We start from the raw sequence: 26,913 nt of genomic DNA, 5'->3' as shown, positions 1-26,913 counted from the left end.
CCATGAAGCTTTCCGTCAACGGCCTCGAGGTGTTCGCCGCAACCGGCGGCCGCGACTTCGACAAGTCGCTGCCCACGGTCGTCTTCCTCCACGGCGCCGGCTTCGACCACTCGACCTGGGCGCTGCACACCCGCTGGTTCGCCCATCACGGCTTTGGCGTGCTGGCGCCAGATCTTCCCGGTCACGGCCGCTCGACCGGGCCTTCGCTCGGCAGCATCGCCGAGATGGCCGACTGGACCGCGGCGCTGCTCGATGCGGCAGGAGCAACGAAGGCGCATCTGATCGGCCACTCCATGGGATCGCTGATCTCGCTGGAGACCGCCGCGCGGCATCCCGAAAAAGTCTCCGCGCTGAGCCTGATCGGCACCGCCGCGACCATGACGGTCGGCCCGGATCTCTTGAAAGCGGCGGAGGCCAATTCGCAGGATGCGAACGACATGGTCTCGATCTGGGGTCTCGGCTTCAACGCCGAGCTCGGCGGCAGCCTCGCGCCGGGCCTTTGGATGCATGGTGGCGCGCAAGCCGTGCTGAAAGCGTGCGAGCCGGGCGTGCTGTTCAGGGATTTGTCGGCGTGCAACGCCTACGCCAATGCGCTTGCCGCCGCCGCAAGCGTGAAGGTGCCGACGACGCTCATCCTCGGCGAGCGGGACATGATGACGCCGGCGAAGGCGGGCAAGGCGCTTGCCGCCGCGATCCCGCATGCGAAGACGGTCGTGGTGGCGGGCGCCGGCCACATGATCATGGCCGAGCGGCCGGACGAATTGCTGGCGGCGCTGCGGAACTAAGCGGATCGATCTTCCGCCTCGCGCGTTGCGGTCAGACATCCCTCACGCTCAAGAAGGGGAACTCGACCATGCCGAGACAGGAAGTCATTCGCAAAGCGAGACAAGACAAGCGCGCGGGCAAATCGGCCAGCACGCAGGCCGGCGAATTCGTCAAGGACGAGATCGACAGGATCCGGAAAGGCAAGCACGGCGCGCGCTCGACGAAGCAGGCCATTGCCATCGGCCTGTCGGAGGCACGCCGCGCCGGCGTCGACCTGCCGCCACCGCGCAAGGGACGCACGAAGAGATCGACGCGCCGCAGCGCCGAATACGCGTACGAGGTCGGCCAGGGTAAACGCACGCCGAAGCGCCGGCCCAAAGTGTCGCGCGCCGCCACGAACGTGCTGAAGAAGGAGTCGCGCTCGACCGCCTCGCGCAGCGCGCTGTCGAAGCAGGGCAAGCGCGCCGCGAGCCGACGAACCGCCGCATCCCGTTCGGCCGCGGCGCGGAAGGCCAGCCGGACCAAGGGTGCCAAGGCCCGCTCCACGCTCCACTGCCGCAAAGAATGCGGCACGCACCAGGGCGCGCCGTCGGAGGTAGGTCGGAGCGCCGCGTGGGGCGAAGCTACTCGGCGGCCTCGCCGAGATCGACCCGGGCTCGCGGTGCCTCTCCGGTCACCACCGAGACGCGCTCGCCCCAGCGTTCTTCGGGGTAGTAATCCCAGATCGCGTGGTGCTGGCTCGCCCAATTGTCCCATACCAGCAGCGAATTCGGCTGCCAGTTGACGCGCGTCTGCAACGCAAGCTGGCTTTCGACATGCCGGAACAGGAACTGCAGAATGGCGTCGCTTTCCCGCCGCGTCAGTTGCACGATATGCGAGGTGAAGGACGCATTCACATAGAGGAACTTTCGTCCCGTGCGCGGATGGATCGGCACCACCGGGTGCTCGGTCTGCGGATAGGTCTTGCCGGGATCAGGCTTCGCACCATAGCCGGCGGTCCAGGCCAGCGACCCATCGTGGATGGCGGTCAGGCCGTCGAGCAATTGCTTGATCGGATCCGACAGGAATTCGTAGGCGAGATACATGTTGGCGAAGGCGGTATCGCCGCCGAGCGGTGGGGTCTTCGTTACCCGCAGCAGCGAATAGGCGATCGGGCTGGGATCGCAGGACACGTCGGGATGCCAACCGTCGCCGGCAGTGAAGCGCGAGTCCCGGCCTGTCTTCCATGACAGGAATTCCGGATCGAACGGACCATCGCCCTTGAAACGCGTGGCCGCCAGCTCATGCCGGTGCAGCGACTTGCCGAAGCGGCGCGCGAAGCGCTTATGATCCTCCGGCGACAGTTTCTGGTCGCGGAAGATCACGGCAAGGTTCTCGTCGATCGCCCGCCTGATTTCGGCGAATTGCGTCTCGCTCACCTCCTTGGAGAGATCGATACCGGAGATCTCCGCGCCGACGGTCGGCGAGAGCTGCCTGACCTTGATCGTCTCGAACGGTTCGCGCCGGCGCGTGTTCCACCGTTCGATCGCGAGCTTGTCGTTGAAGTCTCTGTAGAAACTCATACTGCTACTCCTTCAAAAGATGCCCCGCTCAGGAGCCCGGATTCCATTTCCAGACGATGTCGGAGACGTTGACCGGCTTCGGGATCAGGCCGAGCCTCACAAAGCGATCGGCGACCGCCTGCTGGCTCCTGATCACCTCGGCATCGATCGGCACCACGCTGAAGTTGGAGCGATCGACGAAGCGCCTGACAGCCTTGATGTCGACGCCAGTGGCCTCGGCCTGCGCCTTGGCGACTTCCTCGTGATGGCCGTTGGCCCAACCGCCTTCGGCGGCGAAGGCGGCATTGAGCTTCGCGAGCAGCGACGGGTACTTGTCCACGAAGTCGGAGCCCGCGATGTAGAAGGCATTCGGCTTGTGCACGTCCTTGTCGAAAGCGATGACGCGCGCGCTTTCCTTCAGCTCGGCGAGCGCGAGATATGGGTCCCAGATCGACCAGGCGTCGACCGAGCCCTTGATGAAGGCGGCCGTCGCATCGGCAGGCGCAAGCGGCGCCGGCGTGATATCTGACCAGGACAGGCCGGCCTTTTCGAGCGCAGCGACCAGCAGATTATGCGCGCTCGATCCCTTGCCGAAGGCAACCCGCTTGCCCTTGAGATCGGCGAGCGTCTTGATGGCCGAATCCTTCGGCACGACGATCGCCTGGGTGTTGCCGTCGGATTTCACCGCAGCGACGTAGCGGATCCTAGCGCCGCCGGCCTGCGCGAAGATCGGCGGGGAGTCGCCGACGAAACCGAAATCGACGCTGCCGACATTGATGGCCTCCAGCAGCGGCGGACCGAACTGGAAGTCGATCCACTTGATCTCGATGCCGAGCGGCTTAAAGGCATTCTCGACGGTGTGGCGCTGGCGCACGGCGGGGAAGAAGCCGCCTTTCTGCGTGCCGATGCGGATCTCGGCCGGCTTGTCCTCGGCGTGCGCGGGGGAACCGGCCGCGCTAGCCAGCAATAGAGCGCCGGCGATGATGTGTCGTCGCGTGATCATTTGCAAAGTCCTTTCGGTCTGCTGGTGCTCAGATTGAGACAAGGTGCCGGCGCTCCGCGAACACGGCGCGTGCGGCGCGTTCGGCGTCCCGGGCCGAGCGGAACTGGCGACCTTCGAGGCTGTCGAACAGGCGCTCGGAGGAGAAGAAGCGGAAGCTGCGCTCGTCGCTGGCGATGATGCCGGCGGTGCGGTCGTGAACTTCGATGATATAGGCTTTGGGCATGGCTGCTCGTTCGCCGAACGGGTCGGCGTTCCTGTCAAGAGATTGCGATCGGGATTTGGCTCGGCGATCAGCAGCGACAACAGGCGCCGGTCGCGGCCGAGACGCAGCGACGCATCATGCGCTTGCGCATGTCGCTTCTCACTCGCTGGTCATTCGATCTCATGCGGCGGCTTTCGGCTCGACGATGCAGTTTCGATATTTCGAATATCGAGGGATTGACCCGATCGGTCAATGAAATGGCTATCCATATTTGCCGCGGTCGCGTGCACGCACTTCTCTGCGCGCAAGCCGCCGCAGCCGAAATCATCTCGCGATGATGTCAACACGCAGGGGTCCATAGCGTGGTACCGTTGCCTTGAGAGGCGCAAGAGACGTGCGGGAGGACGACATGACGGATACCATGAAGGGGCGCATCGCGCTCGTCACCGGCGGATCGCGCGGAATTGGCGCTGCCGTCTGTCGTGCGCTCGCTGATGCCGGTGCGGCGGTGGCGATCAACTGCCGCGAGCAGATCGGGCAAGCCGAGAAGCTGGCGGGCGAGATCGGCGAGCAGGGCGGACGCGCCATCGTCGTAGCTGCCGACGTCTCGCAAGCCGGGGCCGTGGCTGCGATGGTCGAGCGCGTCACGGCCGGGCTCGGGCCGATCGATATCCTCGTCAACAATGCCGGCATTGCGATCACGCGCGGCGTCGACGATCTCACCGAGGACGATTTCGACCGCACCATCCTGGTCAATCTGAAATCCGCCTTCCTCTGCACGCAAGCTGTGTTGCCGTCGATGCGGCCGCGAAAATGGGGTCGGATCGTCAACATCTCCTCGGGCGCGGCGCGCGGCGCCGGTTCGATCGGCCCGCATTACAACGCGTCCAAGGCCGGCATGGAGGGCCTCACGCGAGGCTATGCGGCACGGCTGGTCAAGGAAGGCATCACCGTCAACGCCGTGGCGCCGTCGCTGATCGAGACCGACATGATGAGCGGCCAGCCCCAGCTCGTCAGCCGCATCCCACTCGGCCGCTTCGGCACTGCGGATGAGGTGGCGAAGGCAGTGATGCTGCTGGTCGACAACGCCTATATGACCGGACAGACGATCGCGCTGAGCGGCGGGATGGCGTTCAATTGAGGGGACGGCGGCGAAGCGTACGCCGCCGTCAGGCTCGGGAGGTGCCGTAGGTAGGCAAAGCGACTTGTCCGCCGTAGCTCGGAGAGCGAAGGCGGAAGCGTGCCCACGAGTTGCGCGTAATTGGAGAGAATTCGTGGGCACGGCGCAAGTGCGCCTTTGCCCATCCTACGATTCCGGGCTCGCGGAGAGTACGAGGTTCACCACATCGTCGCAGCAGCGCGCTCCGGCCAGATGCGGTCGTACTCCGCACCGCCGACCTTGTTGTCGCTCATCTCGGCGAGAATCTGGCCGGGTGTCGGCAGCGTCTTCGGGTCGATGCGCTTGTCGGGATTCCAGAGGTCGGAGCGCACGATGGCGCGGGCGCATTGGAAGTAGATCTCCTCCACCTTCATCACCATGACGCTGCGCGGCGCCTTGCCTTCGACCTTGAATGAGGCCAGCAGCTCGGAATCGATCGAGAGATGGGCGCGGCCATTGGCACGGACCGCGTTGCCGGAGCCGGGAATCAGGAACATCAGCGACACCCTGGGATCGCGCACGATGTTGCGCAAGGAATCGACGCGGTTGTTGCCTCGGCGGTCCGGCAGCATCAACGTCCTGGGATCGTGGACGCGGACGAAACCGGGGAGGTCTCCGCGCGGCGAGCAGTCGATGCCTTCGGGCCCGATGGTGGCAAGGGCCGCAAACGGCGCCTTCTCGATGAAGATGCGGTAGAGCGGGGTGACGTGGTCGGCGACTTTCACGGTCGAGGCATCACCAACGGCACCGTAGATGGCCTCCAACTGCTCGACCGTTTCGATCACCGTCATTCCACTCTCTCCTTTGTTGCACCGACCGTCAGTCGTGCCAGCCTTCGTTCCTGATCACGCGCACGAGCTGGCGGCTGTGATAATCCGGGCTGCCCGCATTGAGGATGGTGACGTCGGCGTACGCCGACTTGTCGTCGACGCTGCGGGTGAGCCGCTCGGCGATGTCGCCGTCGCTCTGCCGCGCACGCGCGGCAAGCCGCGCCGCCAGTACGTCCGGCGGCGCCGTGACCGCGACGACGATGACGTTGGCATAGGCCCGGCGCAGCGCGCCGATCACCGTGCGCGAGACATTGGCGACGACCGTGCGGCCCGCCCGAATATCGTCATTGATGTCGCTCGGCAGCGCATAGGAATGCCCGTGCGCCTCCCAATGCACGGCGAAATCGCCGTGCTCGCGGGCGCGGCGGAATTCGTCGGGACCGAGCGCGACATTGTCTTCGTCGGCGGAGGATTCGCGCGTCACGACCCGGCGCGGGAAGACGATGCCGCGATCATCGGCGCAGGCGGCCTGCGCAAGCCGCAGCAGCGTGTCCTTGCCGGCGCCGCTCGGACCGACCACGAGCACGAGCCGGCCGGGGCCGATCGCGCCCGCATCGTCCTGCGCCCTGGCCGGGATCTCGCTCATGCGACGCGGCTTCCTTCGCGCCAGACGCTGCGGACGACGGGAACACTGCCGGCGACATGCACGCGGATCAGATCGGCGCGCTTGCCGGTCGCGACCTCGCCGCGGTCGGTGAGGCCGACCGCCTCGGCGGGCGCCTTGGTCACGGTGCGGATCGCCGCCGGAAGGCTGATGGCGGGCACATGCTCGGGCAATTGCAGCGCGCCCATCAAGAGGCTGGACGGGATGTAGTCCGACGACAGGATGTCGAGCAGGCCTTCGCGGGCGAGATCGACCGCGGCGATGTTGCCGGAATGCGAGCCGCCGCGCACGACGTTGGGCGCGCCCATCAGGATGTCGATGCCGGCCTGGTGCAGGCCGCGCGCGGCTTCCAGCGTGGTCGGGAATTCCGCGACTGACACGCGGTCGCGCACGGCGTCCGCGACGTTCTCCTCGGTGGTGTCGTCGTGGCTCGCCAGCGGGATCTTGTACTGATGTGCGAGCGACACGATCTCGCGCATGTTGGTCGCGGCATAGAGCTTCTGATACTCGAAGCGCTTGGCGAACAGCTCGTCGAGCTCGGCATCGGTCTTGCCGCCGCCCTTGCCGCGGTAATAGTCGCGCAGCTTGACCTCGTCGCGGAACTGACGCTGGCCGGGCGTGTGGTCCATCAGCGACATCAGCTTGACGTCGGGACGGTCGATCAGCTCCCTGGCCTCCTCGACCACGCTCGGCATCGGGATCTCGCAGCGCAGGTGCAGAAAGTGATCGGCGCGCAGCAGGCTGGCCTCGCGCGCGGTGGTGATGGCGGCAGCGAGCACGCCGGCGCGGCCGTCGACCTCCTCGGCGCCGTCCTCGCGCCAGACCCGGAGCGAGTCGAACACGGTGGTGATGCCTGAGGTCGCGAGCTGGCCGTCATAGGAGATCACGGCGGCGACCGGATTCCAGAACACTTTTGGCCGCGGCACGTAATGCGCTTCCAGATGATCGGTGTGCAGCTCGATCAGGCCGGGCATGATGAGGTCGCCGCCGGCATCCTCGGCACCCGCGGGCGCCCTCCCCTCGCCGATCTCCGCAATGCGTCCGTCGGCAAGCGCGAGCCAGCCCTGCTCGATCACCCGGTCGGCCAGCACGATCCTGGCATTGGCGATCACGGATTCCTTCTTCATTTCCCAATTCCCTCAGGCCGCGGCGGCAAAGCTGGTGACATCGACGATGCGGTCGGCAATCAAATGACGGATTTCGTCGTCATGGACAATGGCGACCATGGCAACGCCCTGGCGTTTTTTCTCGGCCACCAGCTCGACCACCACGCTGCGGTTGGCCGCATCGAGCGAGGCGGTCGGCTCGTCCAGGAGCAGGATCGGCAGATCCGAGATGAAGCCGCGGGCGATGTTGACGCGCTGCTGCTCGCCGCCGGAGAAGGTCGCGGGCGGCAGCCGCCAGAGCCGCTCGGGGATGTTGAGGCGATGCAGCAACTCGCCGGCGCGGGCCTGTGCGTCGGCCCGGCTCATGCCGTTCACGATCAGCGGCTCGGCGACGACGTCGATGGTGGCGACGCGTGGCACCGCACGGAGGAACTGGCTGACATAGCCGATGGTGGAGCGGCGGACGTTGAGGACCTGGCGCGGTTCGGCAGTGGCGAGATCGATCACCGCGCCGCGGTGGCGGATGCCGATCCCGCCGCTATCGCAGCGGTAATTGCCGAAGATCATCTTCAGGATCGACGACTTGCCGGCACCCGAGGGACCCGACAGCACGACGCATTCGCCGGGGTCGACGTGGAAGGTCACGCCGCTGACGACAGGCAGTTCGATGCCGCCCTGCAGGTGCATCGTGAAGGTCTTCCTGGCGCCGGCGATATCGATCATGGCGGTCATCGGAAAGCTCATCTTGTAAAGTTCATGGCGGCAGAATCGAGGAGACGAGGAGCTGGGTATAGGGCTCGCGCGGATCGTCGAGAACCTGGTCGGTGAGACCGGTCTCGATGACGCGGCCGCCCTTCATCACCATCACCCGGTGCGACAACAGGCGCGCCACCGCGAGGTCGTGGGTGACGATGATGACGGCGAGGTGCAGCTCGGCGACGAGGCCGCGCAGCAGGTCGAGCAGGCGCGCCTGCACGGAGACATCGAGGCCGCCGGTCGGCTCGTCCATGAACACCAGCCGCGGCTCTGTAACGAGATTGCGGGCGATCTGGAGCCGCTGGCGCATGCCGCCGGAATAGGTGCGCGGCGCATCGTCGATGCGCGCGGTGTCGATCTCGACGCGGGTGAGCCAGTCGGACGCGGTGTCGCGGATGCGGCCATAGTGATTCCACCCCACCGCCATCAGGCGCTCGCCGACATTGGCGCCGGCCGAGACCGCCATGCGCAGGCCCTGGGCGGGGTCCTGATGCACAAACCCCCAATCGGTGCGGAACAGGAAACGCCGCTCGGCCTCGCCCAGGGTGGCGAGATCGCGCGCGACACCGTCACGCATGCGGTAGGACACGTGGCCCGCACTGGCGGCGAGCTGACCCGACAGGAGCTGGAGCAGCGTCGACTTGCCCGAGCCGGACTCGCCGACGATCGCCAGCACCTCGCCGGGATAGAGCGAGAACGACACGTCGCGGCACGCGGCGATGCGGCCGAAGGACTTGCTGAGGGATTCTGCGACCAGCAGCGGTTCGTCGTTGTCGAGCAGGACTTGGTCAGCCATTCGACGCCTCCTGCGCCTTCTCCTTGTAGGGCGCAGCACTGAGGCTGCCGTGGTGGCCGGCGGCCTGACGTCCCTCGCAATAGTCGGTGTCGGAACAGACGAACATGCGACCGCCCTTGTCGTCGGTGACGATCTCGTCGAGATAGGAATTTTCCGCCGCGCACAGCGCGCAGGGCGCGTTGAAGCGATAGGGCTCGAACGGGTGATCCTCGAAATCGAGCGACACCACCTGCGTGTAGGGCGGGATCGCGTAGATGCGCTTCTCGCGCCCGGCGCCGAACAGCTGCAGCGCAGGGCAATTGTCCATCTTGGGATTGTCGAATTTCGGCGTCGGCGACGGGTCCATCACATAGCGTGCGTTCACCTTCACCGGATAGGCGTAGGCGGTCGCGATGTGACCGAAGCGGGCGATGTCCTCGTAGAGCTTGACGTGCATCAGGCCGTATTCGGCGAGCGCATGCATGCGCCGCGTCTCGGTCTCCCGCGGCTCGAGAAAGCGCAGCGGCTCCGGGATCGGCACCTGATAGACCAGCACCTGGCTCTCGTTGAGCGCCGCCTCGGGGATGCGATGGCGGGTCTGGATCACCGTCGCCTCCTCCGTCGCGGTCGTGGTGGCAACGCCCGCGGTCTTGGCGAAGAACTTTCGGATCGAGATCGCGTTGGTGGTGTCGTCGGAGCCCTGGTCGATCACCTTCAGCACGTCCTGCGGCCCAAGGATCGCCGCGGTCACCTGCACGCCGCCGGTGCCCCAGCCATAGGGCATCGGCATTTCGCGGCTGGCGAACGGCACCTGATAGCCGGGGATCGCGATCGCCTTCAGGATCGCGCGCCGGATCATCCGCTTGGTCTGCTCGTCGAGATAGGCAAAGTTGTAGGCGGGCGCGTTCATTCCGCGGCTTCCTTCATGGCGTCAGGCGCATTGGCCTCGGCAAATTCCTTGCGCAGCTTGCGCAGCAGGCCGAGCTCGGACTGGAAGTCGACATAGTGCGGCAGCTTCAGGTGCTCGACGAAGCCGGTCGCCTGGACATTGTCCGAATGCGACATCACGAATTCTTCATCTTGCGCGGGCGCGAGTGCCTCTTCACCGAGTTCGCGAGCGCGCAGCGCGCGATCGACCAGGGCCATCGACATGGTCTTGCGCTCGCTTTGGCCGAAGGCGAGGCCATAGCCGCGGGTGAAGCACGGCGCTTCGGTCGCCGAGCCCTTGAACTGGTTGACCATCTGGCACTCGGTCAGCTCGATGGCGCCGAGCGGCACCGCGAAGCCGACGTCTTCGGCCGAGAATTCCACCTCGACCTCACCAAAGCGGATCTCGCCGGCGAAGGGATGATTGCGGCCATAGCCGCGCTGGGTGGAATAGCCCATCGCCAGCAGGAAGCCCTCGTCGCCGCGCGCGAGGTTTTGCAGGCGCAGATCGCGGTCGGCGGGGAAATTCAACGGCTCGCGGGTGAGGTCGCCGACGCTGGCGCCGTCCTCGGCCTGTGGCGAGGATTCGATCAATCCGTCGCGGCCGAGAATGTCCGTCACGCGCGGTGTCGGTGCGGTGGATGAATCAGCCGTTGCCGGCATCTCCGGCACAAAACCTTGCGCCAGCGCGGGATCGAGCAGGCGATGGGTATAGTCGAAGGTGGGGCCGAGGATCTGGCCGCCCGGAATGTCCTTGAAGGTCGAGGACACCCGCCGCCGCACCCGCATCGCGCCGGTGTCGACCGGCTCGCTGGCGCCGAAACGCGGCAGCGTGGCGCGGAAGGCACGCACCAGGAAGATCGCCTCGATCAGGTCGCCGCGCGCCTGCTTGATCGCGAGCGCCGCGAGCTCGCGATCATAGAGCGATCCCTCGCTCATGACGCGATCGACGGCAAGACCGAGCTGCTCCGAGATCTGGTCGAGCGTGACTTCCGGAACGCTCTGGTCGCCGCGCCGCTTGTGGGCGAGCAGGCGATGGGCGTTCTCGATGGCGCGTTCGCCGCCCTTGACTGCGACATACATGCTTCAGCTTCCCTTGCTCACGACGCGCGTGGTGCGGGGGATCGCGACCACGGCGTCATCGGCGACCAGCACCACGTCGATGCCGCGCGGAAACAGCGCCTCGTTGAGATGCAGGCGCTCGAACAGATCGAACGGCTTGATCGACGCCTGGAGCATCGCAGTGCCGTCGATGCCCGGGCCGCGCAGCTCGAAGGGGCGGCCCGATTCGAGACTCTCGACCTGGAGGATCAACGTGGTCGAACGGTCCGGATATTCGCTGCTGCCGAGCGCGAAACGCTCCAGCGCCGGCAGCGCGGCGCCGTCGCCGATCAGCGCAAAGCTCGCGATGGACGAATCCTGCACCACCGGCGCGCCGGTGTGGAACTTGAGCCATTTCAACACGTCCGGCCCTTCCGCCATCCGCGCATCGAGCCAGAGCGGCGTGTCGTGGTCGAACAGCGTCAGCGCGATCGCGGCGGTACCGCGCATCATCGCCCCGGGTGCCCCCGCTCCCGGCACGATGCGCTGGACCGAGCCGGGCCGCGCCATCGCGTCCATCACCGAGCGAAAGGTCGACTGCGCCGACAGCACCTTGTCGGCGAAACCCGGCGGCAGTTCCGCAATCGTGGTCATGACCTCACCCCTCACCACGCACCATGGTGTAGAAATCAACCTTCGTGGCAGCGGTCTCGGCCGCCGCCTGCTCGCGGCGAATCATAAGCTGCTCGCGCAACGGCGCGATTACGTCCCGCTCCACCGCTCCACCGAAATCCCGGGACTGCACCAGCGCATCGCACAGCGCGATCAGCCGCGCCTTCTCGCCGTCGCGCCCGAGCGTGTAGCCGAAGCCGACCTCGCCGCTGGCAAGCCGCACCGCCGCGCGCGACACCGTGGCTTCGCCGAGGTTGAACGGCGCGCCGTCGCCGCCGACCCGGCCGCGCAGCATGACGAGGCCGTTTTCCGGCGCGCGCAGATCCTGATGGGCCGGAAGAGAGAAGTCGCGGAGACGGGCGGCGATCTCGCCCGCCTCCGCGTGCGCCAGCACGGCCATCGCGGCCTTGCGCTGGGCTTGCTGGTTGTTGTGCTGGGTCACCCGATCCACCGAACCTCTGACAGAACTTGCCGCATCGAAGTTGTCTATGATAATAGACAACTTCATACGAGAGCGCCATGACTGTTTCGTGACAAAGGCGTGATTTCTGGGCTAGGCTGACCGGCGATATGAGCATGCAAGACACTGCCTCGTCGGGCGTCGCGCTATGGCGCCTCGTTGCCGACGGCATCGAGCGCGGCATCGCCGACGGGCGCTTTGCGGCCGGCGACAAATTGCCGGGCGAGATGGAGATCGCCGAAACCTATCGCGTCAACCGCCACACCGTGCGGCGCGCGCTGGCGGCGCTTGCCGAACGCGGCCTGGTGCGGGCCGAGCGCGGCAGCGGCACCTATGTCGAGGCGCAGAAGCTCGCCTATCCCCTGCGCTCGCGCACGCGTTTCTCCGAGATCGTCGGCGCCGGCGGGCGCGAGCCGCGCGGCCAGCTGATCGAGGCCTCCGAGGACGTCGCCACGCGGGAGCTGGCGCGGGAGCTGGGATTGAAGGCCGGTGCGCCGCTGGTGCGGATCGAGGCGATTCGCCTCGCCGACCGCACGCCGATCTGCGTCTCGACCACCTGGCTGTCGGCCGAGCTGTTTCCGAATGCTGGGGCGGTGTTCGCAGCGACGCGCTCGATGACGAAACTGCTGGCACATTATGGCGTGCGCGACTATCGCCGGGGCGCGACCCGGATCACCGCCGGGATCGTCGACGCCACCGACGCGGCCCGGCTCGATCTGGCGCTGGGCCGGCCGATCCTGGTGGTCGATGCCACCGACCACGATCTCGAGGGCAAGCCGCTGATGACCAAGCACTCGCGGTTTGCCGCGGAGCGGGTGGAGTTTCTGGTGGAGTCGTAGGGAGCGCTATGCTCCCTCCACAAAGCCGGACTCGTAGGGTGAGCAAAGGCGCACTTGCGCCGTGCCCACGATCTTTCTCCATCGCTAAAGGTGGTGAGCACGCTTCGCTTTGCCTACCCTACGGCACCTGCGATCAGGCCACCGCCCTGCGCCCGATGATCGCAAAGCGCAGCTTGCCCGAGATGAAATCGATCGCGGCGACCGCAACCAGGATCATCAGGATCAGGAACGACACCTTCTGCCATTCCAGCACGCGGATCTGCTCGGCGAGCTGCAGGCCGATGCCGCCGGCGCCGACGATTCCGATGATGGTGGCGGAACGGGTGTTGGACTCGATGAAGTAGAGCACCTGGCCGGCGATCACGGGCAGCACCTGCGGCAGGAGACCAAAACGGATCTCGTGCAGCTTGCTGCCGCCGGAGGCGCGGATGCCTTCGACCTGCTTCTGGTCGGCGCCCTCGATCGCCTCCGAGAACAGTTTTCCGAAGGCGCCGAAATCCGACACCGCGATGGCGAGGACGCCGGCGAACGGGCCGAGCCCGACGACGTTGATCCACACCAGCGCCCAGATCAGCGTGTCGACGCCGCGGATCGAATCGAGGAAGCGGCGCACCGGGAAGCGCAGGATGTTCGACGGCACGATGTTGCGCGCCGCCAGCAGACTGACCGGCAGCGCGAAGAATGCGGCGAGCGTCGTCCCGAGCAGCGCGATCGAGAGCGTCTCGCCCAGCGCCTTCAGATAGACCGGCAGCGAGGAGCCGGGATCAGGCGGGATCATCATCAACGAGATCCAGCCGAGCTGGCTGAGGCCTGCGAGGAAGCGCGACGGCGAGAAGTCGAGATCGACGAGGCCGTAAACGAGGACCGCGAATGCCGCGACGATCATCGCGGGCATGGCGAGCCGCGCCGAGGCCGGCCGGTCGAACACATCGGGGTAGCGTGCGCGAAGCGCTCGCGTATCGACCTCCTGCGGCGTCACGTCCGCGCCTCCTTGCCGAACAGGCGGCCGCGCAGCCAGCCGGTGGTGATATCGATGATGAAGACCGTGACGATGATGGTGAGCAGGATGGCGCTGACGTCCGAATAGTAGAATTTGCGGATGGCGACGACGAGCTCCTGGCCGATACCGCCGGCACCGACGAAGCCCATCACGGAGGCTTCGCGGACATTGATCTCGAAGCGCAGCAGCGCGTAGCTGGCATAGCCCGCGGTCACCTGCGGCACCACCGCGAAGCGCATGCAGGACAGCCAGCTTGCGCCGGTCGAGCGGATGCCCTCGACCGGCTTCATGTCGGCATTCTCGACGATCTCCGAGAACAGCTTGCCGAGCGCGCCGGTGGAGTGGATCGCGATGGCGAGCACGCCGGCCATCGGCCCGAGCCCGAATGCGATCACGAAGATCAGCGCGAAGACGATGCCGGGAACGGTGCGGGCGAATTCGAGCAGGCGCCGCACGACGAATCGCAGCCAGGGCGCGGGCGAGGTGTTCTCGGCGGCGAAGAAATTCAGGCAGAATGCGAGGGTCGCGCCGATCAGCGTACCGACATAACTGATGAGCAGGGTCTCGCCCAGCATCTTCAGCCATTTGCGCCAGCCCCATAGCCACTCGCCGACATCGGTCCAGACGCGCTGGCCGCTGTCGAGGGTGAAGATACGGTCGAAATAGCTCAGGAAGTTGCCGAAATAGGTGAACAGCGTGCGTAGATTCACTTCGGCGCCGATCGCGGCGAGCAACAGCGCCGCGGCGAAGGTCCCGATGCCCAACAGCAGGCGCCATCGCCGGCGTGCGACCGCCTGGCGATAGGCGGCGTTGAGCACGGCGAGCTGCTGCTCGGGAAGGATCGAAACCGCTGTCGTCATCGGCGTAAGATGAGCCCCGTCAAAGAAAGAGCCGGGTCGATCGACCCGGCTCCAGTGCCATCGTCCCGATACTCAGGACGCCTTCTTTTTACGTAGCGCGTCGACGAACTTGATCAGCTCGATCGTGCCGTCCCAATCCTTGGTGGTGGCATGATTAAAGCCCTTCTTCTGGCCGTCCTGGAGGCGGTCGAACGCGGCCTTGTCCTTGACCGGCGCGTCGAAGAAGGCCTTGGCGATGGCCGCCTTGGCGTCATCCGGCAGGTCGGAATTGTAGGCGTAGGGACCGTTGATGATCGGTGCCGACTTGTGGATGATGCGGAAGTCGTCCTTCTTCATCGCCGAGCCGTCGGCATTCTTCAGCATGCCCTTGGTCAGCATCTGCGCCAGCGTCGAATCGTCGTCGGTGGTCCACTGGTTGGCGGCGACGTCGACCGTTCCTTGCGACAAGGCCAGCATCGCGTTCTCGTGGCTGCCGGTGAAGACGACCTTGCTGAAATAGCCCTCGGCATCGTGGATGCCCATCTTGTCGAGCTCGAAGCGCGGCACGTTGTTGCCGGAGGTGGAGTTCGGATCAACCAGGCCGAGGTTCTTGCCCTTGAGATCGTCGATCTTCTTATAGGCGCTGCCGGCCTTGACGAAGAACACCGAGTAATAGCCGGTGGAGCCGTCGGCGTTGATGTCGTTGGCGAAGGCGTCGGTCTTGACGCCGGTCAGGCGGGCACGGGCGAACGAAGCCGAGCCGTAGCTGGCGATATGGATGTTGCCGGCACGCTGACCTTCGATCACGGCGGCGTAGTCGTTGGCGATACGCAGCGTGACCTTCACGCCCAATTCCTTGGAGAGATAGTTCATGAACGGCGCCCAGCGCTCGGTGACGCCGGAGGCGTTCTCGGCCGGAACGACCGCAAAGGTCAGCTCGGGATATTTGGCCTTCCAGTCCTCGGCGGAGGCGGAGGCCGTGAACGCGAGCGCGGCAGCGCCGGCGAGAATGAGTCTGCGAGTGATCATGATACCCTCTTCATCGGTTGGGGTCGGTTGACGCAAAGAACTGGCAACGAAACAGGTGTGGCGAGGTCAGGCGGCCGCGGCCGTTCCAAGCGCCGGCACGTCGGCGGGCGCCGGCACGGGCGCGCCACCCATGACGTCGGCGGCTTCGAGATCGTAGAGCTCGCGCGCGACGTGGTCGGTCAGCGCGGCCGGCGCGCCGTCGAACACCACGCGCCCCTGCGCCATGCCGATCAGGCGGTCGCAATAGGAGCGGGCGAGATCCAGCGAGTGCAGATTGCAGAGCACGGTGATGCCGAAATGCTTGTTGATGCGCAGCAGCGCATCCATCACGATCTTGGTGTTGCGCGGATCGAGCGAGGCGATCGGCTCGTCGGCGAGGATGATGTCGGGCTGCTGCACCAGCGCGCGGGCGATCGCGACGCGCTGCTGCTGGCCACCGGAGAGCTGATCGGCACGCTGGGCCGCGAGCGCGGCGATGTCGAACTGTTCGAGCGCCGACATTGCCAGCGCCTTGTCCTGCTCCGGCCACACTTGCGACAGCGAACGCCAGGCCGGCATGGTCGCGAGCCGTCCCATCAGGACATTGGTGAGGACATCGAGCCGGCCGACCAGGTTGAACTGCTGGAAGATCATCGCCGAACGCGCCCGCCACTGCCGCAGCTGCCTGCCGCGCAACCCGGTGACGTCGACGCCGTCGAACAGGATGCGCCCCTCAGTCGGCGTCACCAGGCGATTGATGCTCCGCAGCAGCGTCGACTTGCCGGCGCCGGACCGTCCGATCACGCCGACGAAGCCGCCGGGGGAGATTTGAAACGAAGCGTCGTCCACAGCGGCTTTCGCGCCGAAGCGACACGTCAGACCTTCCACCACCAGCATGCAGGGCTCCAGATTAACTGGAGCCCACCGCTAACGCCGGCGGTTAACACTTGTGTGACAGGCGCGTTGCGGTGCGGCGATCGTACACACCTCATCCCCTGTCATCGCGATGTCATGACATCGTCATCAAGCCGCTCGAAGAAAAAACCGCCCGCCCCCGCACTTCGGACGCAACATGGCCGCCAAAGCTCTCTCGGTTCAACCGACCATCGATCCCTCGGCCAAGCTGCATGAGACCAGGCTCGGCGCCTACACCGAGGTCGGCGCCCGCACGATCCTGCATGACGTGGCGATGGGCGATTACTCCTACGTCGTGAACGATTCGCAGATCACCTACACCACAATCGGGAAGTTCTGCTCGATCGCCGCGATGACGCGCATCAATCCCGGCAACCATCCGATGCATCGCGCGACCCAGGCCCATTTCACCTATCGCTCCAGCGCCTATTTCGAAGGCGAGAGCGACGATGCCGAGTTCTTCGACTGGCGGCGTCAGCATCACGTCCATATCGGCCACGACGTCTGGATCGGCCACGGCGCGGTCGTGCTGCCGGGACGCAACATCGGCACCGGCGCGGTGATCGCGGCCGGCGCCATCGTCACCAAGGACGTCCCCGCCTACACTATCGTCGCCGGCAATCCGGCACGGATCGTACGGCGGCGGTTCTCGGAGGAGATCGCCGGACGGCTCGCCAAGCTTGCCTGGTGGGACTGGGATCACGACAAATTGCGTGAAGCCCTGCCGGATTTTCGCGCGCTCGGGATTGAAGATTTTCTTGCGACATACGAAGCACGAGCAACTCTCCCTGCCAGCAAACGAAGCGCGGTCGCGTGACAGACATTTTCCTCGAAGGCGGCCGGGCCCTGATCGGCGCCGAACTCGTCGAAACGTCGTTGGCGGTGTCCGGCCAGGACATCGCCGCGACGGACGCCTCTCGCGGCCGGGCGCGGCTGGCGATCGACGCCAGCGACCTGCTGGTGCTGCCGGGCATCGTCGATCTGCATGGCGATGCCTTCGAGCGGCAGATGATGCCGCGCGCCGGCGTCGACTTCCCCATCGACGTCGCGCTCGCCGACAGCGATCGCCAGGCCATCAGCAACGGCATCACCACGGTGTTTCACGCCACGACCTGCTCGTGGGAGCCTGGCCTGCGCAGCGCCGACAATGCGCGCGGGCTGATGGAGGCGATCGAGCGGCAGCGTCCGCAATTCGCCGCCGACACCCGCTTCCATCTGCGGCACGAGACCTACAATCTCGACGCCGAGACCGAGATCAGCCAGTGGCTCGCCGAGGGCCGCGTCGACCTGCTTGCCTTCAACGACCATATGGACGGCACCGTCGCCGACATGGCCAAGCCGCGCAAGCGCAACCGCATGGTGGAGCGCACCGGGCTCTCGCCTGAGGAATTCGACCGGCTGGTCGAACGCGTGACCTCGCGCGCCGACGAGGTGCCGGCTTCGGTGTCGCGGCTGGCCGCCGCGGCCCGTGCGGCCGAGGTGCGGATGCTCTCGCATGATGACGCGACGCCGGCAATGCGCCGGGAGTTTCGCGAGCTCGGCGCCTTGATCGCGGAGTTTCCGATCAACGAGGCGACGGCGCAGGCGGCGGCAAGCCATGGCGATGCGATCGTCTACGGCGCGCCGAACGTCGTGCGCGGCGGCAGCCACACCGGCTGGACCAGGGCCTCCGACATGATCGCCAAGGGGCTCTGCTCGGTACTGGCGTCGGATTACTATTATCCCGCGCAGCTCCTTGCCGCGTTCCGCCTCGCCGCCGATGGCGTGCTGCCGCTGCCGAAGGCCTGGGATCTGGTGTCGGCCGGGCCGGCGCGCGCGACCGGCCTCACCGATCGCGGCGTGCTGGCGCAAGGCCGCCGCGCCGACATCCTGCTGGTCGACGACAGCGAGCCATTGCGGCCGCGGCTGATCGCGGTGATCTCAAACGGCAAGCTCGTGCATCTCACCGATGCGACACGGCTGCTCGCAGCGGCGGCGGCGCCGCGCGAGGCTATCGTTGCGGCCTGAATTGGTTATGCTGAGGCAATGACAGGTTTTCCACGCTTCGCGATCTATTTTGCCGCCGGGCCCAACAGCCCCCTCTCCCGCTTCGGCGCCGAACTGCTAGGCTATGATGCCTATTCGGGTGACGAGGTTTCGTTTCCGCAAGCAGCACTGCAGGTCGCGCCCGACTGGCGCGACATCACGGCCGATCCCCGCAAATACGGCTTTCACGCCACGCTGAAGGCGCCGATGGCGCTCGTATCGGGCAAGACCGAGGCGGAGCTCGCGGCCGCCTGCTCGGCATTCGCCGGCAAGGCGCGACCGATCCCGGCAATCCGTCCGGTCGTCGATGCCATCAGCGGCTTCATCGCTGTCATCCCGGCTGAGCCGGTCGATGCGCTTCGCGAGCTTGCCGCCGATTGCGTCCGCGAGTTTGATTCCTTTCGCCCTCCCCTGACGGCCGAAGATCGTACGCGGCGCAAGCCCGAGAAGCTGAGCGAGCGGCAGCGCGACTATCTCGACCGCTGGGGCTATCCTTACGTCATGGACGAATTCCGCTTCCACATGACGCTGACGGGACGGCTGGATGCGGAGCGGCGTGGGCCGATTGTGGAGATGCTGCGGGCGCGGTTTGCGGCGCTGCGGATCGGGACGCTCGCGATCGATCGCATCGCGCTATTCAGGCAGGATGATGCCAGGGCGCGGTTTCGCATCATCGGCGAGTGGGCGTTGACGCGTTAGGCGGGATCGCGCGACACATTCGGTGTCGTGAGGTGGGCAAAGGCGCACAGCGCCGTGCCCACGACTTCTCCCGACCGCAACAGGTCGTGGGCACGCTTCGCTTTGCCGACCCTACTGCGACGGTGTGCTTGTCTCCTACTTCCCCCACCGCAGCGCCAGCGCATCGCGCTCCTTGGCCAACTCCAGCAATCCTGCCCTTGTCGCCGGATGCAGCGGCTGCAGCGGGTGACGCACGGCGTCGGACTTGATCACGCCGCCCGCCTGCATCATCACCTTGCAGGCGACCAGGCCGCACTGGCGGTTCTCGTAGTTGATCAGCGGCAGCCAGCGTTCATAGGCGGCCTTGGCCTTTTCGCGATCGCCCGCGAAATAGGGATCGATGATCTGGCGGATGCCGTCGGGATAGCCGCCGCCGGTCATGGCGCCGGTGGCGCCTGCGTCGAGATCGGCGAGCAGCGTGATGGCTTCTTCGCCGTCCCAGGGACCCTCGATGTCCTTGCCGCCCGCCTCGATCAGGCTGCGCAGCTTCGAAGCCGCGCCCGGCACCTCGATCTTGAAATAGCGGATGTTGGAAAACTCGCGCGCCAGCCGCGCCAGCAGCTCGACCGACAGCGGAGTCCCCGCCACCGGCGCATCCTGGATCATGACGGGAATGTCGATCGCGCCCGAGAGCACCTTGAAGAATTCGACGATGCCCTTCTCCGGAACCCGGAAGGTCGCACCGTGATAGGGCGGCATCACCATCACCATGGCGGCGCCGGCAGCTTCGGCCTGCTTGCTGCGCGCGGCGCAAACCGCCGAGCTGAAATGGGTGGTGGTGACGATCACGGGAACCCGGCCCGCGACATGCTCCAGCACCGCGTGCATCACGGTCTCGCGCTCGGCATCGGTGAGCACGAACTGCTCGGAGAAATTGGCGAGGATGCAGATGCCGTGCGAGCCGGCGTCGATCATGAAATCGATGCAGCGGCGCTGGCCTTCGAGATCGAGCTCGCCGCGCTCATCGAAGATGGTGGGCGCGACCGGGAACACGCCGCGATAGGGGCGCTGGGCCTTGTGTGGGGTGACCGGCATCGAACTCTCCATCCCTGATAGGTCTTACGTCTGTCGCATCGCCCGCGGAGCGCGGCGGCACAGATGTAGCCGCCGCGCGGATCGGCGGCAATGCCGAACGCGCGACGTCGGGATGGACAAATGAGGCGAAACTACGCGGTCTTCACCGCGCCCAGGAAGCCCTCGACCGCGACGCGGAGACGATCGGCGTCAGCCGACATCTTCTTGACGGATTCCGACAACACCGTACCTGCATTACCGGTCTCCTGGTTGAGCCTGGCGACGCTGCCGATGGTGTCCGTGACCTCGCGGGTGCCCTGCGCGGCCTGCTGGAAGTTGCGCGAGATCTCGGTGGTCGCGGCGCGCTGCTCTTCGACGGCGGCGGCGATCGCCGTCATCTTCTCGTCGATGCCGCTGATGGCGCCGCCGATCGAACGGATCGCTGCGACCGCCTGGCCCGTCGCGCCCTGGATCTCCTCGACCTGGCGCGAGATCTCTTCCGTCGCCGTCGCGGTTTGGGAGGCAAGGCTCTTGACCTCGCCGGCGACCACGGCGAAACCGCGGCCGGCCTCGCCCGCACGCGCGGCTTCGATGGTGGCGTTCAAGGCCAGAAGGTTGGTCTGGGCGGCGATCGCGTTGATCATCTTCACGACCTCGCCGATGCGGCTGGCGGTCTGGTCGAGGATCTCGACCGTCGCGTTGGTCTGCTCGGCCTGCGACACGGCCTCGCGGGCCTCGCGGGCGCTGGCCTGCACCTGCGCGGAGATCTCGCCGACGGATGCGGAGAGCTCTTCCGTCGCGGCCGCGATGGTCTCGAGATTGTTGGTGGCCTGCTCGGCTGCGGACGAGACCGCCGCGGTCTGGCTGCTCGATTGCGTGACCAGCGAGCGCACGCCGCTCGCGGTGGCGTCGAGCTCCCGCGTCGAGGCCGCAACGCTCTGGATCACCGCCTGCACGGTGTCGTCGAAGCTGCGGCAAGCCGCATCGACGGTGCCGGAGCGGGCGAGCTGCAGCGCCTGCTGCGATTCGCGCTCCCGGCCGAGGCGCTCGGCGGTCGCCGCGCTTTCACGCAGGCTTTCGAGTGCGGCGGCCATGGTGCCGAACTCGTCGGGATGCCGGGGTTGCGGCACCGGCGTCGCATAGTCGCGCGCGCTGATGCGGGCGATGGCGTCGAGAATGGCGCGAACCGGGCGCATCAGGCGATTGCGCACCACGTACACGCCGGCCAGGGTCACGGCCAACGCGAGCACGAACGCCAGCGACTGCACGATGAGGTTGGTGAGAGCTTTGGCCTGAACCATCTCGGCACGCGCGATCGACTGGTCGAGCGCCTTGTTGGCGACCGCCACGATCGGCGCGAAGGGCGCCTGGCACAGCGTATTCCATTCCGCCGCAGGGAGCGCAGGCTTGCCGCTGCCGTCGAAATTCTTGGCAAGCTCGTTGATCTGCTTGAGAGCGCCGTCGGTCTTGGCCTTCGCGTCGTTGGCCGCCGACACCAGTTCCGCCGTCACGTCGGGCGCCGCCAGCAATTCGCTCATGCCGGCCCAGGCGGAAGTGATGGTGCCGTCCCATTGCGCCACCGACCGCTTCTGGGCGTCGTCGAGCGGCTTGCTGCCGTTGACGTTCGAGCGAAGGGACGAGCAATGGATGCCGTAGCGGTCGCGGACCTGCCAGGCGAAGCGGCGGACCTGAATCATGCGCGCGATGTAGGGATCGTTCATCCAGGCACGGTTCGACACCGCGGTGGAGGCAAGGTTCGCGGTGTCGATCACCTTGGTGACGGCATCGTACCAGGAATTGGTTCGCTCGATCTTGCGTTCCGCGCGCGGACGCTTGGCCTCGTCGTAGAACAGCTTGAATTGCGGTGAGGCGTCGGCCCAGCGCTGCTTCAGCGTGCCGGCGAGCTCGTCACGACGGGCGAATTCGACGGTCGGCAGCGCCACGGCGATGGAATCATAGCCGGCCTGCTCAGCCTTCTCGGCTGCTTCGAGCTTGGCGCGCGGATCGTCCTCCCCGAGCAGCGCGCTCTGGGCGTCACCGCGATTGGTGCGCAGCGCGAGCACGCCATGGAAGATCGCCTTGTCGGCGGCAGCGAGCCGCTCGGTCTCCAGACTGTCGCGGTAGCGGCCGAACGCGCCACCCATCTGGATCGCCGTGCTGGTCAGCGCACCGATGGCCAAAAGCGCCATCAGAACAAGAAGCAGCTTGCTTACCGATTTCTTAAAAATTGACATGCGCCAAGGGACCTACTCTCCACGAGAGGCCACCTTGCACCCTGACCTGCCAACGTTCGGTTAAGCTTGTATCAAATGTTAACGACCGGCCCCTCGCGCCCCCGGTGTCACGCAACCTTGGTGAAATCCGGCGCCCGGCGCTCGGCGAAGGCCGTGAAGGCCTCGCGCGCCTCGGCGGTGCGCAGGCGCTGGGCGAACTGCTCGCCTTCGGCCTGCATCTGGGCGACCAGCACCTCGCCGTTGCGCATCAGGCGCTTGGTCGCGGTGAGCGCGCCGGCCGGCTGGCGGGCGAGGCGCTGCGCCAGCGCGAGCGCCTCGGCATCGAGCTTGTCGAGCGGCACCACACGGTTGGCGAGACCCCATTGCAGCGCGGCCTGCGCCGGCACGGCCTCACCCAGCGCGAACATCTCATAGGCGCGGGCATGGCCGATGCGCGCCGGCATCAAGAGGCTGGACGCCGCTTCCGGCACCAGTGCGAGGCTGACGAACGGCGTCGACAATTGTGCGTTGTCGGCGAGCACGACGAGGTCGCAATGCAGCAGCATCGTGGTGCCGACGCCGACGGCGCGGCCCTGCACGGCCGCGACCAGCGGCCTTGTGCAGCGCGCCAACGACTGGATGAAGCGGATGACGTTGCGGCTGCCCTCGGACTTGCCGGCCGCGACGGCGGCGAATTCGCCGACATCGTTGCCGGCGGTGAACATGTCGCCCTCGCCGCGGATCAGGATCACGCGCGCGGACGGATCGAACTCGGCGGATTCGATGGTGTCGGCAAGCTTGCCGTACATCGCGTCCGTCAGCGCGTTCTTCTTGTCGGGACGCGCCAGCGTGAGGGTGAGGATTCCGCCGTTGTTCTCGATCCGGACATGCTCGGTCATGGGTCTCTCCTTCTAGTCGTCTGAATGTCGCGTCTCTGAAGATCTTGGAAACTTGTCTTGAATGCTAATCAGCCAGCGCGCGACGATTTCGATCTCCGCGGCCGAGAATCCGTCCGTCAGTGCGGCGTTGACCTCGGCCGCACCGGCCTTCGCCTGCGCCAGCGCGGTCCGCCCCTTCGGCGTCAGCCAGATCCGCCAGGCGCGTCCGTCCTCGCGATCGGCCCGCCGCTCGATCAGCTTCGCAGCCTCGGTGCGGTCGACGAGGCCGGAAATGCCGGCCGGCCCCATATCCAGCGCCGCGCCCGCCTCGCCCATCAGGACGCCGTCCTGCTTGCCGAGGATGAACAACAGCCCCGCCTGCGCCGGCGTCACCTCGTTCTCCGGCCGCGCGGCCATCCAGCGCTGCAGGCGGCGCTGGGCGACGTTGAGCAGATAGATCAGGCGATGATGCCGCGCGTCGGCGCCTTTATTTCGCATGCGAAATAGATAGCCGGGCGCAAGGTCATTGTCAAACGGCCCGCTTCGCTACGGCGCGCAGGTGAAGCTCGACGCCTCCGTCACGGGGCCGCTCTTGTAGTGCGGCCACGCCGGCCAGCGGCACAGCGGCAGCGCGCGCAATGTCGCGAAGGATGGCGCCTCGACCTTTTGCTCGCCGACTTCGAGATCGCCGGGCGCCTTGCCCTGCTCGACCCAGTCGACCAGCACGCTCAGCATGTCGACATTGGCCGGCGCGCCGGAGCCGACATGGTCGACGCCGGGCGCGGTGTAGAGCCGCGCGAACTCCGCGGTCTCGGTCTTGCCGAGCTTGCGCTCGACGCTCTCGAAATAGCGGATGCCGGCATAGGGGCTCTGGGCGTAGTCGGCCATGTGTTCGAGCATGATCAGCCGGCCGCCGCGGGCGCGGAAGCGGCTGAGATCGGGATCGGTCGAATCCATCAGCTTCGACACTTCGAGCAGCCGCGCCTTGTGCTCCTCCACCTTGTAGGTGGTGACGTCGAGCTTGGGATCGCGCGCGAACACATATTGAATGCCGCCGGCGCCGTAGATCCAGGCGATGCCGTTATTGGGCGCGGGCGGCTGCGCCGGCGGCGCAGTGCCGAGCCACCACGCCGTCCAGCCGCCGGTCGGGCCGATCGCCGGCGTATCCTCGCCCGACACGCCCCAGCCGGGATAATCGTCGAGCCCATTGGCGAGCGCGAACGGGAATTTGTAGGTCGCGTGCAGCGTCTCGATCGCCTTCACTTGCGCATCGGTCAGACACTGATCGCCGCTTTGGCCCGACGCGCAGCGCAGCGTCTCGACCTTGAAGGCCGCCTTGCAGCCGACGGGATCCTGCACCAGCGCATCGTCGGAACCGTCGGCCTTGTCGCACGCCGCCCGCACCGCCTCGCCGACGAGCTTCACCTGCGCCGGATTGATCCAGCCCGCGCCCATTGTGACGAGACCGGACCGTGTGCCGGCGTGCTGCAGGCCGACCCAATTGATCACGGGCACGCGGGCGAAGATGCCGTCGAAATCGTCGGGGTAACGCTGCGCCATGGTGAGGCCTTCGCGGCCTCCCTCGGACGAGCCCATGAAATACATCGTGTCCGGCTTCCTGCCGTAGGCACGCTCCATCAACCCAACGGCGGCGTCGCGTACCTTCTTGTAGGCGCGATGGGCGAAATTCTCGAACGCCTCGTCATTCAGCGCGAAGACCTGCGGTGGCTCGCCCTGCCTGGTCTCGTGGCCCGAATCCGTGCCGTAGGTGACGAAGCCGCGCGCCAGCGGTGACGGCTTGTCGAAGGGATAGGCCGGCGGCAGCCCGAGGCCGCTGATCAGCACGCCGTTGAAGCCGCCGCCGCCATATTGCACCGAGCGCCCGTTCCACCCGACGGGCAGATTGACCTGGAATCTGATCGGCGGCGCCTTGGGATCTGCGGGGTCGATATGGCCGAGCACCTTGCAGAAGGCGGGATTGGCCGGCGTGATGCGCCCGGACGGTGTCGGCCCGCGTTCGGCCACCGCGAGCTGCGACGGCGCCTGCAAGGTTGCGGAATCGATCTTCACGGCATCGGCGCCGCCGATGAGCCCCTTGCAGACCGCCTCCGCAGCCTCCGGCAGGGTCGCGGCGAACGCAGCGCTCGCGCTCAGCGCCGCCGCCGTGCCCACGAGCCATGCGCACAGCTTCGCTCTTGTCAGCGTCATCGTTTCCACCCGGCTTTGTTTGTTCGATCCGTCAGGAGATCGCATTGAACGCGACCTCCCGACGATCGTCAATGAGGGTGGTTTGTCGTCCGTTAGTGCTCGAACACCAGCCGCGCGCCGATCGTGCCGTCGAGGCTGCGAATCTGCTGGAGCAGCGTCGCCGAATCCTGGCCGCCGAGATCGGCGTCGAGCACGACGTAGCCGAGATCGCCTGATGTCTCCAGATATTGCGCGGCGATGTTGATGTCGCGCTGGAGGAAGACCTCGTTGAGCCGGCGCAGCATGCCGGGCACGTTGCGGTGGACATGGCTGAAGCGCGCGCCCGAGGGGCGCAGATGCAGCTGCACCTCGGGGAAATTCACCGCGCCCATGGTCGAGCCCGTGATGAAATAGTCGACCAGCTTGCGCGCGACTTCGCCGCCGATGCGCTCCTGCGCCTCCTCGGTGGAGCCGCCGATATGCGGGGTGAGGATGACGTTCTCGAGGCCCTGCACCGGGCTCTTGAAGCGGTCCGAATTCGACGACGGCTCGACCGGAAACACGTCGACGGCCGCGCCCGCGAGATGGCCGTCGCGCAAAGCGCGCGCAAGCGCGTCGAGATCGACCACGGTGCCGCGGCTGTTGTTGATCAAGAACGAGCCCGGCTTCATCGCGGCCAGCTCCTTCTCGCCAATCATGCCCGCGGTCTCCGGCGTCTCCGGCACGTGCAGGCTGACGACGTCGCTCTGGGCCAACAGCTCCTCCAGCCGTTCGACCGGCTCGGTATTGCCGTGGCGGAGCTTGTCGGTACGGTCGAAATAGATCACGCGCATGCCGATGGCCTCGGCCAGCGTCGAGAGCTGCGAGCCGATATTGCCGTAACCGACGATGCCGAGGGTGCGGCCGCGCACCTCGCGGCTGCCGGTCGCCGACTTGTCCCAGCCGCCCGCGTGGGCCGACACCGAGCGCGGGAAGATCCGCCGCAGCAGCATCACGATCTCGCCGATCACGAGCTCGGCGACGCTGCGCGTGTTGGAGAACGGCGCGTTGAAGACGGGAATGCCGCGCTTGCGCGCCGCCATGAGATCGACCTGATTGGTGCCGACGCTGAAGCAGCCGACCGCGAGCAACTGGTCGGCGGCCGCGAGTATCTCGTCGGTGACCTGGGTACGCGAGCGGATGCCGAGCAGCGACACGCCCTTGAGCGCGCGGCGCAGATCCTCGCCGTCCAGCGCCTTGGTCAGCCGCTCGACATTGGTGAAGCCCGCGCCCTTGAAAAGATCGACAGCGCTATCGTTGACGCCTTCGAGCAGCAGCGCCTTCGCGCTCCGCTCCTGGCTCTGGCCTGGGGCTGACATGGAATCTCCTGACATGGCGGCTTTGCCTGAGCACATAGACCGCGGAGCAGGGGCAGCA

At 66.5% G+C, this 26,913-nt stretch carries 28 protein-coding genes and 1 pseudogene; 7 read left to right on the top strand and 22 right to left on the bottom strand.

The genetic code is table 11. The features are described 5' to 3' along the window. The first annotated feature begins 2 nt into the window (after positions 1–2). Both TSA1_RS02870 and TSA1_RS40560 read left to right on the top strand, forming a co-directional pair. Positions 3–785: an alpha/beta fold hydrolase gene (locus TSA1_RS02870; protein ID WP_100175018.1), complete on the top strand. Its 783-nt coding sequence runs from the start codon at positions 3–5 to the stop codon at positions 783–785. A 68-nt stretch (positions 786–853) separates the two neighbouring features. After that, positions 854–988: pseudogene (locus tag TSA1_RS40560) on the top strand (DNA-binding protein); the annotation flags it as partial. A 400-nt stretch (positions 989–1,388) separates the two neighbouring features. Here the strand turns inward: TSA1_RS40560 and TSA1_RS02860 are convergent. The 3 genes from TSA1_RS02860 to TSA1_RS02850 are packed head-to-tail and all read right to left on the bottom strand — an operon-like array spanning position 1,389 to position 3,532. Then, the gene (locus tag TSA1_RS02860; RefSeq protein ID WP_100175017.1) at positions 1,389–2,327 is read right to left on the bottom strand and encodes a TauD/TfdA dioxygenase family protein; all 939 of its coding nucleotides are present in this window, start codon (positions 2,325–2,327) and stop codon (positions 1,389–1,391) included. A gap of 28 nt (positions 2,328–2,355) precedes the next feature. Further along, positions 2,356–3,309: an aliphatic sulfonate ABC transporter substrate-binding protein gene (locus TSA1_RS02855; RefSeq protein ID WP_100175016.1), complete on the bottom strand. Its 954-nt coding sequence runs from the start codon at positions 3,307–3,309 to the stop codon at positions 2,356–2,358. Positions 3,310–3,337: 28 nt separating this feature from the next. Continuing rightward, entirely contained in the window at positions 3,338–3,532 is a 195-nt protein-coding gene (locus TSA1_RS02850) for a hypothetical protein (RefSeq protein WP_100175015.1), read from the bottom strand. Positions 3,533–3,920: 388 nt separating this feature from the next. Between TSA1_RS02850 and TSA1_RS02845 the strand changes: the two genes are divergently transcribed. After that, the gene (locus tag TSA1_RS02845) at positions 3,921–4,652 is read left to right on the top strand and encodes an SDR family NAD(P)-dependent oxidoreductase (RefSeq protein ID WP_100175014.1); all 732 of its coding nucleotides are present in this window, start codon (positions 3,921–3,923) and stop codon (positions 4,650–4,652) included. Between the two features lie 197 nt (positions 4,653–4,849). Here the strand turns inward: TSA1_RS02845 and TSA1_RS02840 are convergent, their stop codons facing one another. From TSA1_RS02840 to phnG, 9 genes are read right to left on the bottom strand one after another with little or no spacing between them, the layout of a single operon-like run. Then, entirely contained in the window at positions 4,850–5,461 is a 612-nt protein-coding gene (locus TSA1_RS02840; protein ID WP_100175013.1) for a pyridoxamine 5'-phosphate oxidase family protein, read from the bottom strand. Positions 5,462–5,489: 28 nt separating this feature from the next. Next, on the bottom strand, positions 5,490–6,086 hold the full coding sequence (gene phnN, locus TSA1_RS02835; RefSeq protein ID WP_100175012.1) for a phosphonate metabolism protein/1,5-bisphosphokinase (PRPP-forming) PhnN: 597 nt from the start codon (positions 6,084–6,086) through the stop codon (positions 5,490–5,492). Next, entirely contained in the window at positions 6,083–7,231 is a 1,149-nt protein-coding gene (locus tag TSA1_RS02830) for an alpha-D-ribose 1-methylphosphonate 5-triphosphate diphosphatase (RefSeq protein ID WP_100175011.1), read from the bottom strand. Before TSA1_RS02830 ends, phnN begins: the two co-directional genes overlap by 4 nt. Before the next feature lie 12 nt (positions 7,232–7,243). After that, positions 7,244–7,942 carry a phosphonate C-P lyase system protein PhnL gene (gene phnL, locus TSA1_RS02825; protein ID WP_174718720.1) on the bottom strand — a complete coding sequence of 233 codons (699 nt, stop codon included), beginning with the start codon at positions 7,940–7,942 and terminating at the stop codon, positions 7,244–7,246. A 22-nt stretch (positions 7,943–7,964) separates the two neighbouring features. Continuing rightward, positions 7,965–8,762 (bottom strand): phosphonate C-P lyase system protein PhnK, encoded by a 798-nt coding sequence (gene phnK / locus TSA1_RS02820; protein ID WP_100175009.1) that lies wholly within the window; start codon positions 8,760–8,762, stop codon positions 7,965–7,967. Next, entirely contained in the window at positions 8,755–9,651 is an 897-nt protein-coding gene (locus tag TSA1_RS02815; RefSeq protein WP_100175008.1) for an alpha-D-ribose 1-methylphosphonate 5-phosphate C-P-lyase PhnJ, read from the bottom strand. The genes phnK and TSA1_RS02815 overlap by 8 nt, the downstream gene beginning before the upstream one ends. Beyond that, on the bottom strand, positions 9,648–10,751 hold the full coding sequence (locus TSA1_RS02810; RefSeq protein WP_100175007.1) for a carbon-phosphorus lyase complex subunit: 1,104 nt from the start codon (positions 10,749–10,751) through the stop codon (positions 9,648–9,650). The genes TSA1_RS02815 and TSA1_RS02810 overlap by 4 nt, the downstream gene beginning before the upstream one ends. A 3-nt stretch (positions 10,752–10,754) precedes the next feature. Further along, a complete protein-coding gene (phnH, locus tag TSA1_RS02805) occupies positions 10,755–11,363 on the bottom strand; it encodes a phosphonate C-P lyase system protein PhnH (protein WP_174718719.1) in 609 nt (202 codons plus the stop codon). A gap of 4 nt (positions 11,364–11,367) precedes the next feature. Further along, positions 11,368–11,832 (bottom strand): phosphonate C-P lyase system protein PhnG, encoded by a 465-nt coding sequence (phnG, locus tag TSA1_RS02800; RefSeq protein WP_174718718.1) that lies wholly within the window; start codon positions 11,830–11,832, stop codon positions 11,368–11,370. A gap of 119 nt (positions 11,833–11,951) precedes the next feature. On the opposite strand from phnG, the gene phnF reads away from it, so the two are divergent. Further along, positions 11,952–12,680, top strand: a complete 729-nt coding sequence (gene phnF / locus TSA1_RS02795; protein WP_100175005.1) for a phosphonate metabolism transcriptional regulator PhnF — start codon at positions 11,952–11,954, stop codon at positions 12,678–12,680. Positions 12,681–12,813: 133 nt separating this feature from the next. Here phnF and phnE (TSA1_RS02790) read toward each other — a convergent pair whose 3' ends face one another. The 4 genes from phnE (TSA1_RS02790) to phnC form a co-directional block, all read right to left on the bottom strand. Next, positions 12,814–13,659, bottom strand: coding sequence for a phosphonate ABC transporter, permease protein PhnE (gene phnE / locus TSA1_RS02790; protein ID WP_100175004.1), 846 nt, complete (start codon positions 13,657–13,659; stop codon positions 12,814–12,816). Then, positions 13,656–14,540: a phosphonate ABC transporter, permease protein PhnE gene (gene phnE, locus TSA1_RS02785; RefSeq protein WP_100175003.1), complete on the bottom strand. Its 885-nt coding sequence runs from the start codon at positions 14,538–14,540 to the stop codon at positions 13,656–13,658. The genes phnE (TSA1_RS02790) and phnE (TSA1_RS02785) overlap by 4 nt, the downstream gene beginning before the upstream one ends. A gap of 72 nt (positions 14,541–14,612) precedes the next feature. Then, a complete protein-coding gene (gene phnD / locus TSA1_RS02780) occupies positions 14,613–15,548 on the bottom strand; it encodes a phosphonate ABC transporter substrate-binding protein (RefSeq protein ID WP_100175002.1) in 936 nt (311 codons plus the stop codon). Positions 15,549–15,614: 66 nt separating this feature from the next. Continuing rightward, on the bottom strand, positions 15,615–16,424 hold the full coding sequence (phnC, locus tag TSA1_RS02775; protein ID WP_100175001.1) for a phosphonate ABC transporter ATP-binding protein: 810 nt from the start codon (positions 16,422–16,424) through the stop codon (positions 15,615–15,617). Between the two features lie 175 nt (positions 16,425–16,599). On the opposite strand from phnC, the gene TSA1_RS02770 reads away from it, so the two are divergent. From TSA1_RS02770 to TSA1_RS02760, 3 genes are read left to right on the top strand one after another with little or no spacing between them, the layout of a single operon-like run. Then, the gene (locus tag TSA1_RS02770; protein ID WP_100175000.1) at positions 16,600–17,259 is read left to right on the top strand and encodes a transferase hexapeptide repeat family protein; all 660 of its coding nucleotides are present in this window, start codon (positions 16,600–16,602) and stop codon (positions 17,257–17,259) included. After that, a complete protein-coding gene (locus tag TSA1_RS02765) occupies positions 17,256–18,449 on the top strand; it encodes an alpha-D-ribose 1-methylphosphonate 5-triphosphate diphosphatase (RefSeq protein WP_100174999.1) in 1,194 nt (397 codons plus the stop codon). The genes TSA1_RS02770 and TSA1_RS02765 overlap by 4 nt, the downstream gene beginning before the upstream one ends. A gap of 18 nt (positions 18,450–18,467) precedes the next feature. After that, the gene (locus tag TSA1_RS02760) at positions 18,468–19,166 is read left to right on the top strand and encodes a DUF1045 domain-containing protein (protein WP_100174998.1); all 699 of its coding nucleotides are present in this window, start codon (positions 18,468–18,470) and stop codon (positions 19,164–19,166) included. A 135-nt stretch (positions 19,167–19,301) separates the two neighbouring features. On the opposite strand, the gene TSA1_RS02755 is transcribed toward TSA1_RS02760, so the two are convergent. From TSA1_RS02755 to serA, 6 genes are all read right to left on the bottom strand, one after another. Beyond that, complete coding sequence (locus tag TSA1_RS02755; RefSeq protein ID WP_100180937.1) at positions 19,302–20,240, bottom strand: dihydrodipicolinate synthase family protein; 939 nt, start codon at positions 20,238–20,240, stop codon at positions 19,302–19,304. Between the two features lie 131 nt (positions 20,241–20,371). Further along, complete coding sequence (locus TSA1_RS02750) at positions 20,372–22,453, bottom strand: methyl-accepting chemotaxis protein (RefSeq protein WP_100174997.1); 2,082 nt, start codon at positions 22,451–22,453, stop codon at positions 20,372–20,374. 107 nt (positions 22,454–22,560) lie between these two features. Next, positions 22,561–23,331, bottom strand: coding sequence for an enoyl-CoA hydratase (locus TSA1_RS02745; RefSeq protein ID WP_100174996.1), 771 nt, complete (start codon positions 23,329–23,331; stop codon positions 22,561–22,563). A gap of 12 nt (positions 23,332–23,343) precedes the next feature. Further along, the gene (locus TSA1_RS02740; RefSeq protein WP_100174995.1) at positions 23,344–23,808 is read right to left on the bottom strand and encodes a MarR family winged helix-turn-helix transcriptional regulator; all 465 of its coding nucleotides are present in this window, start codon (positions 23,806–23,808) and stop codon (positions 23,344–23,346) included. A gap of 48 nt (positions 23,809–23,856) precedes the next feature. Beyond that, the gene (locus TSA1_RS02735) at positions 23,857–25,518 is read right to left on the bottom strand and encodes a tannase/feruloyl esterase family alpha/beta hydrolase (RefSeq protein ID WP_174718717.1); all 1,662 of its coding nucleotides are present in this window, start codon (positions 25,516–25,518) and stop codon (positions 23,857–23,859) included. A gap of 92 nt (positions 25,519–25,610) precedes the next feature. Then, positions 25,611–26,855, bottom strand: coding sequence for a phosphoglycerate dehydrogenase (gene serA / locus TSA1_RS02730; protein WP_100174993.1), 1,245 nt, complete (start codon positions 26,853–26,855; stop codon positions 25,611–25,613). Between the last annotated feature and the right edge of the window lie 58 nt (positions 26,856–26,913).

It is taken from the genome of Bradyrhizobium nitroreducens (assembly GCF_002776695.1).
GTDB classification, from domain to species: Bacteria; Pseudomonadota; Alphaproteobacteria; order Rhizobiales; family Xanthobacteraceae; genus Bradyrhizobium; species Bradyrhizobium nitroreducens.
This window is presented reverse-complemented; position numbering and strand designations above follow the sequence as displayed.

What these genes read in the sequence shown, in the direction of transcription:
- TSA1_RS02870 (WP_100175018.1), top strand. Translation starts at nt 3, where the DNA reads ATGAAGCTTTCCGTCAACGGCCTCGAGGTGTTCGCCGCAACCGGCGGC.
- TSA1_RS02860 (WP_100175017.1), bottom strand. Translation starts at nt 2,327, where the DNA reads ATGAGTTTCTACAGAGACTTCAACGACAAGCTCGCGATCGAACGGTGG.
- TSA1_RS02855 (WP_100175016.1), bottom strand. Translation starts at nt 3,309, where the DNA reads ATGATCACGCGACGACACATCATCGCCGGCGCTCTATTGCTGGCTAGC.
- TSA1_RS02850 (WP_100175015.1), bottom strand. Translation starts at nt 3,532, where the DNA reads ATGCCCAAAGCCTATATCATCGAAGTTCACGACCGCACCGCCGGCATC.
- TSA1_RS02845 (WP_100175014.1), top strand. Translation starts at nt 3,921, where the DNA reads ATGACGGATACCATGAAGGGGCGCATCGCGCTCGTCACCGGCGGATCG.
- TSA1_RS02840 (WP_100175013.1), bottom strand. Translation starts at nt 5,461, where the DNA reads ATGACGGTGATCGAAACGGTCGAGCAGTTGGAGGCCATCTACGGTGCC.
- phnN (WP_100175012.1), bottom strand. Translation starts at nt 6,086, where the DNA reads ATGAGCGAGATCCCGGCCAGGGCGCAGGACGATGCGGGCGCGATCGGC.
- TSA1_RS02830 (WP_100175011.1), bottom strand. Translation starts at nt 7,231, where the DNA reads ATGAAGAAGGAATCCGTGATCGCCAATGCCAGGATCGTGCTGGCCGAC.
- phnL (WP_174718720.1), bottom strand. Translation starts at nt 7,942, where the DNA reads ATGACCGCCATGATCGATATCGCCGGCGCCAGGAAGACCTTCACGATG.
- phnK (WP_100175009.1), bottom strand. Translation starts at nt 8,762, where the DNA reads ATGGCTGACCAAGTCCTGCTCGACAACGACGAACCGCTGCTGGTCGCA.
- TSA1_RS02815 (WP_100175008.1), bottom strand. Translation starts at nt 9,651, where the DNA reads ATGAACGCGCCCGCCTACAACTTTGCCTATCTCGACGAGCAGACCAAG.
- TSA1_RS02810 (WP_100175007.1), bottom strand. Translation starts at nt 10,751, where the DNA reads ATGTATGTCGCAGTCAAGGGCGGCGAACGCGCCATCGAGAACGCCCAT.
- phnH (WP_174718719.1), bottom strand. Translation starts at nt 11,363, where the DNA reads ATGACCACGATTGCGGAACTGCCGCCGGGTTTCGCCGACAAGGTGCTG.
- phnF (WP_100175005.1), top strand. Translation starts at nt 11,952, where the DNA reads ATGAGCATGCAAGACACTGCCTCGTCGGGCGTCGCGCTATGGCGCCTC.
- phnE (WP_100175003.1), bottom strand. Translation starts at nt 14,540, where the DNA reads ATGACGACAGCGGTTTCGATCCTTCCCGAGCAGCAGCTCGCCGTGCTC.
- phnD (WP_100175002.1), bottom strand. Translation starts at nt 15,548, where the DNA reads ATGATCACTCGCAGACTCATTCTCGCCGGCGCTGCCGCGCTCGCGTTC.
- phnC (WP_100175001.1), bottom strand. Translation starts at nt 16,424, where the DNA reads ATGCTGGTGGTGGAAGGTCTGACGTGTCGCTTCGGCGCGAAAGCCGCT.
- TSA1_RS02770 (WP_100175000.1), top strand. Translation starts at nt 16,600, where the DNA reads ATGGCCGCCAAAGCTCTCTCGGTTCAACCGACCATCGATCCCTCGGCC.
- TSA1_RS02760 (WP_100174998.1), top strand. Translation starts at nt 18,468, where the DNA reads ATGACAGGTTTTCCACGCTTCGCGATCTATTTTGCCGCCGGGCCCAAC.
- TSA1_RS02755 (WP_100180937.1), bottom strand. Translation starts at nt 20,240, where the DNA reads ATGCCGGTCACCCCACACAAGGCCCAGCGCCCCTATCGCGGCGTGTTC.
- TSA1_RS02750 (WP_100174997.1), bottom strand. Translation starts at nt 22,453, where the DNA reads ATGTCAATTTTTAAGAAATCGGTAAGCAAGCTGCTTCTTGTTCTGATG.
- TSA1_RS02745 (WP_100174996.1), bottom strand. Translation starts at nt 23,331, where the DNA reads ATGACCGAGCATGTCCGGATCGAGAACAACGGCGGAATCCTCACCCTC.
- TSA1_RS02740 (WP_100174995.1), bottom strand. Translation starts at nt 23,808, where the DNA reads ATGCGAAATAAAGGCGCCGACGCGCGGCATCATCGCCTGATCTATCTG.
- TSA1_RS02735 (WP_174718717.1), bottom strand. Translation starts at nt 25,518, where the DNA reads ATGACGCTGACAAGAGCGAAGCTGTGCGCATGGCTCGTGGGCACGGCG.
- serA (WP_100174993.1), bottom strand. Translation starts at nt 26,855, where the DNA reads ATGTCAGCCCCAGGCCAGAGCCAGGAGCGGAGCGCGAAGGCGCTGCTG.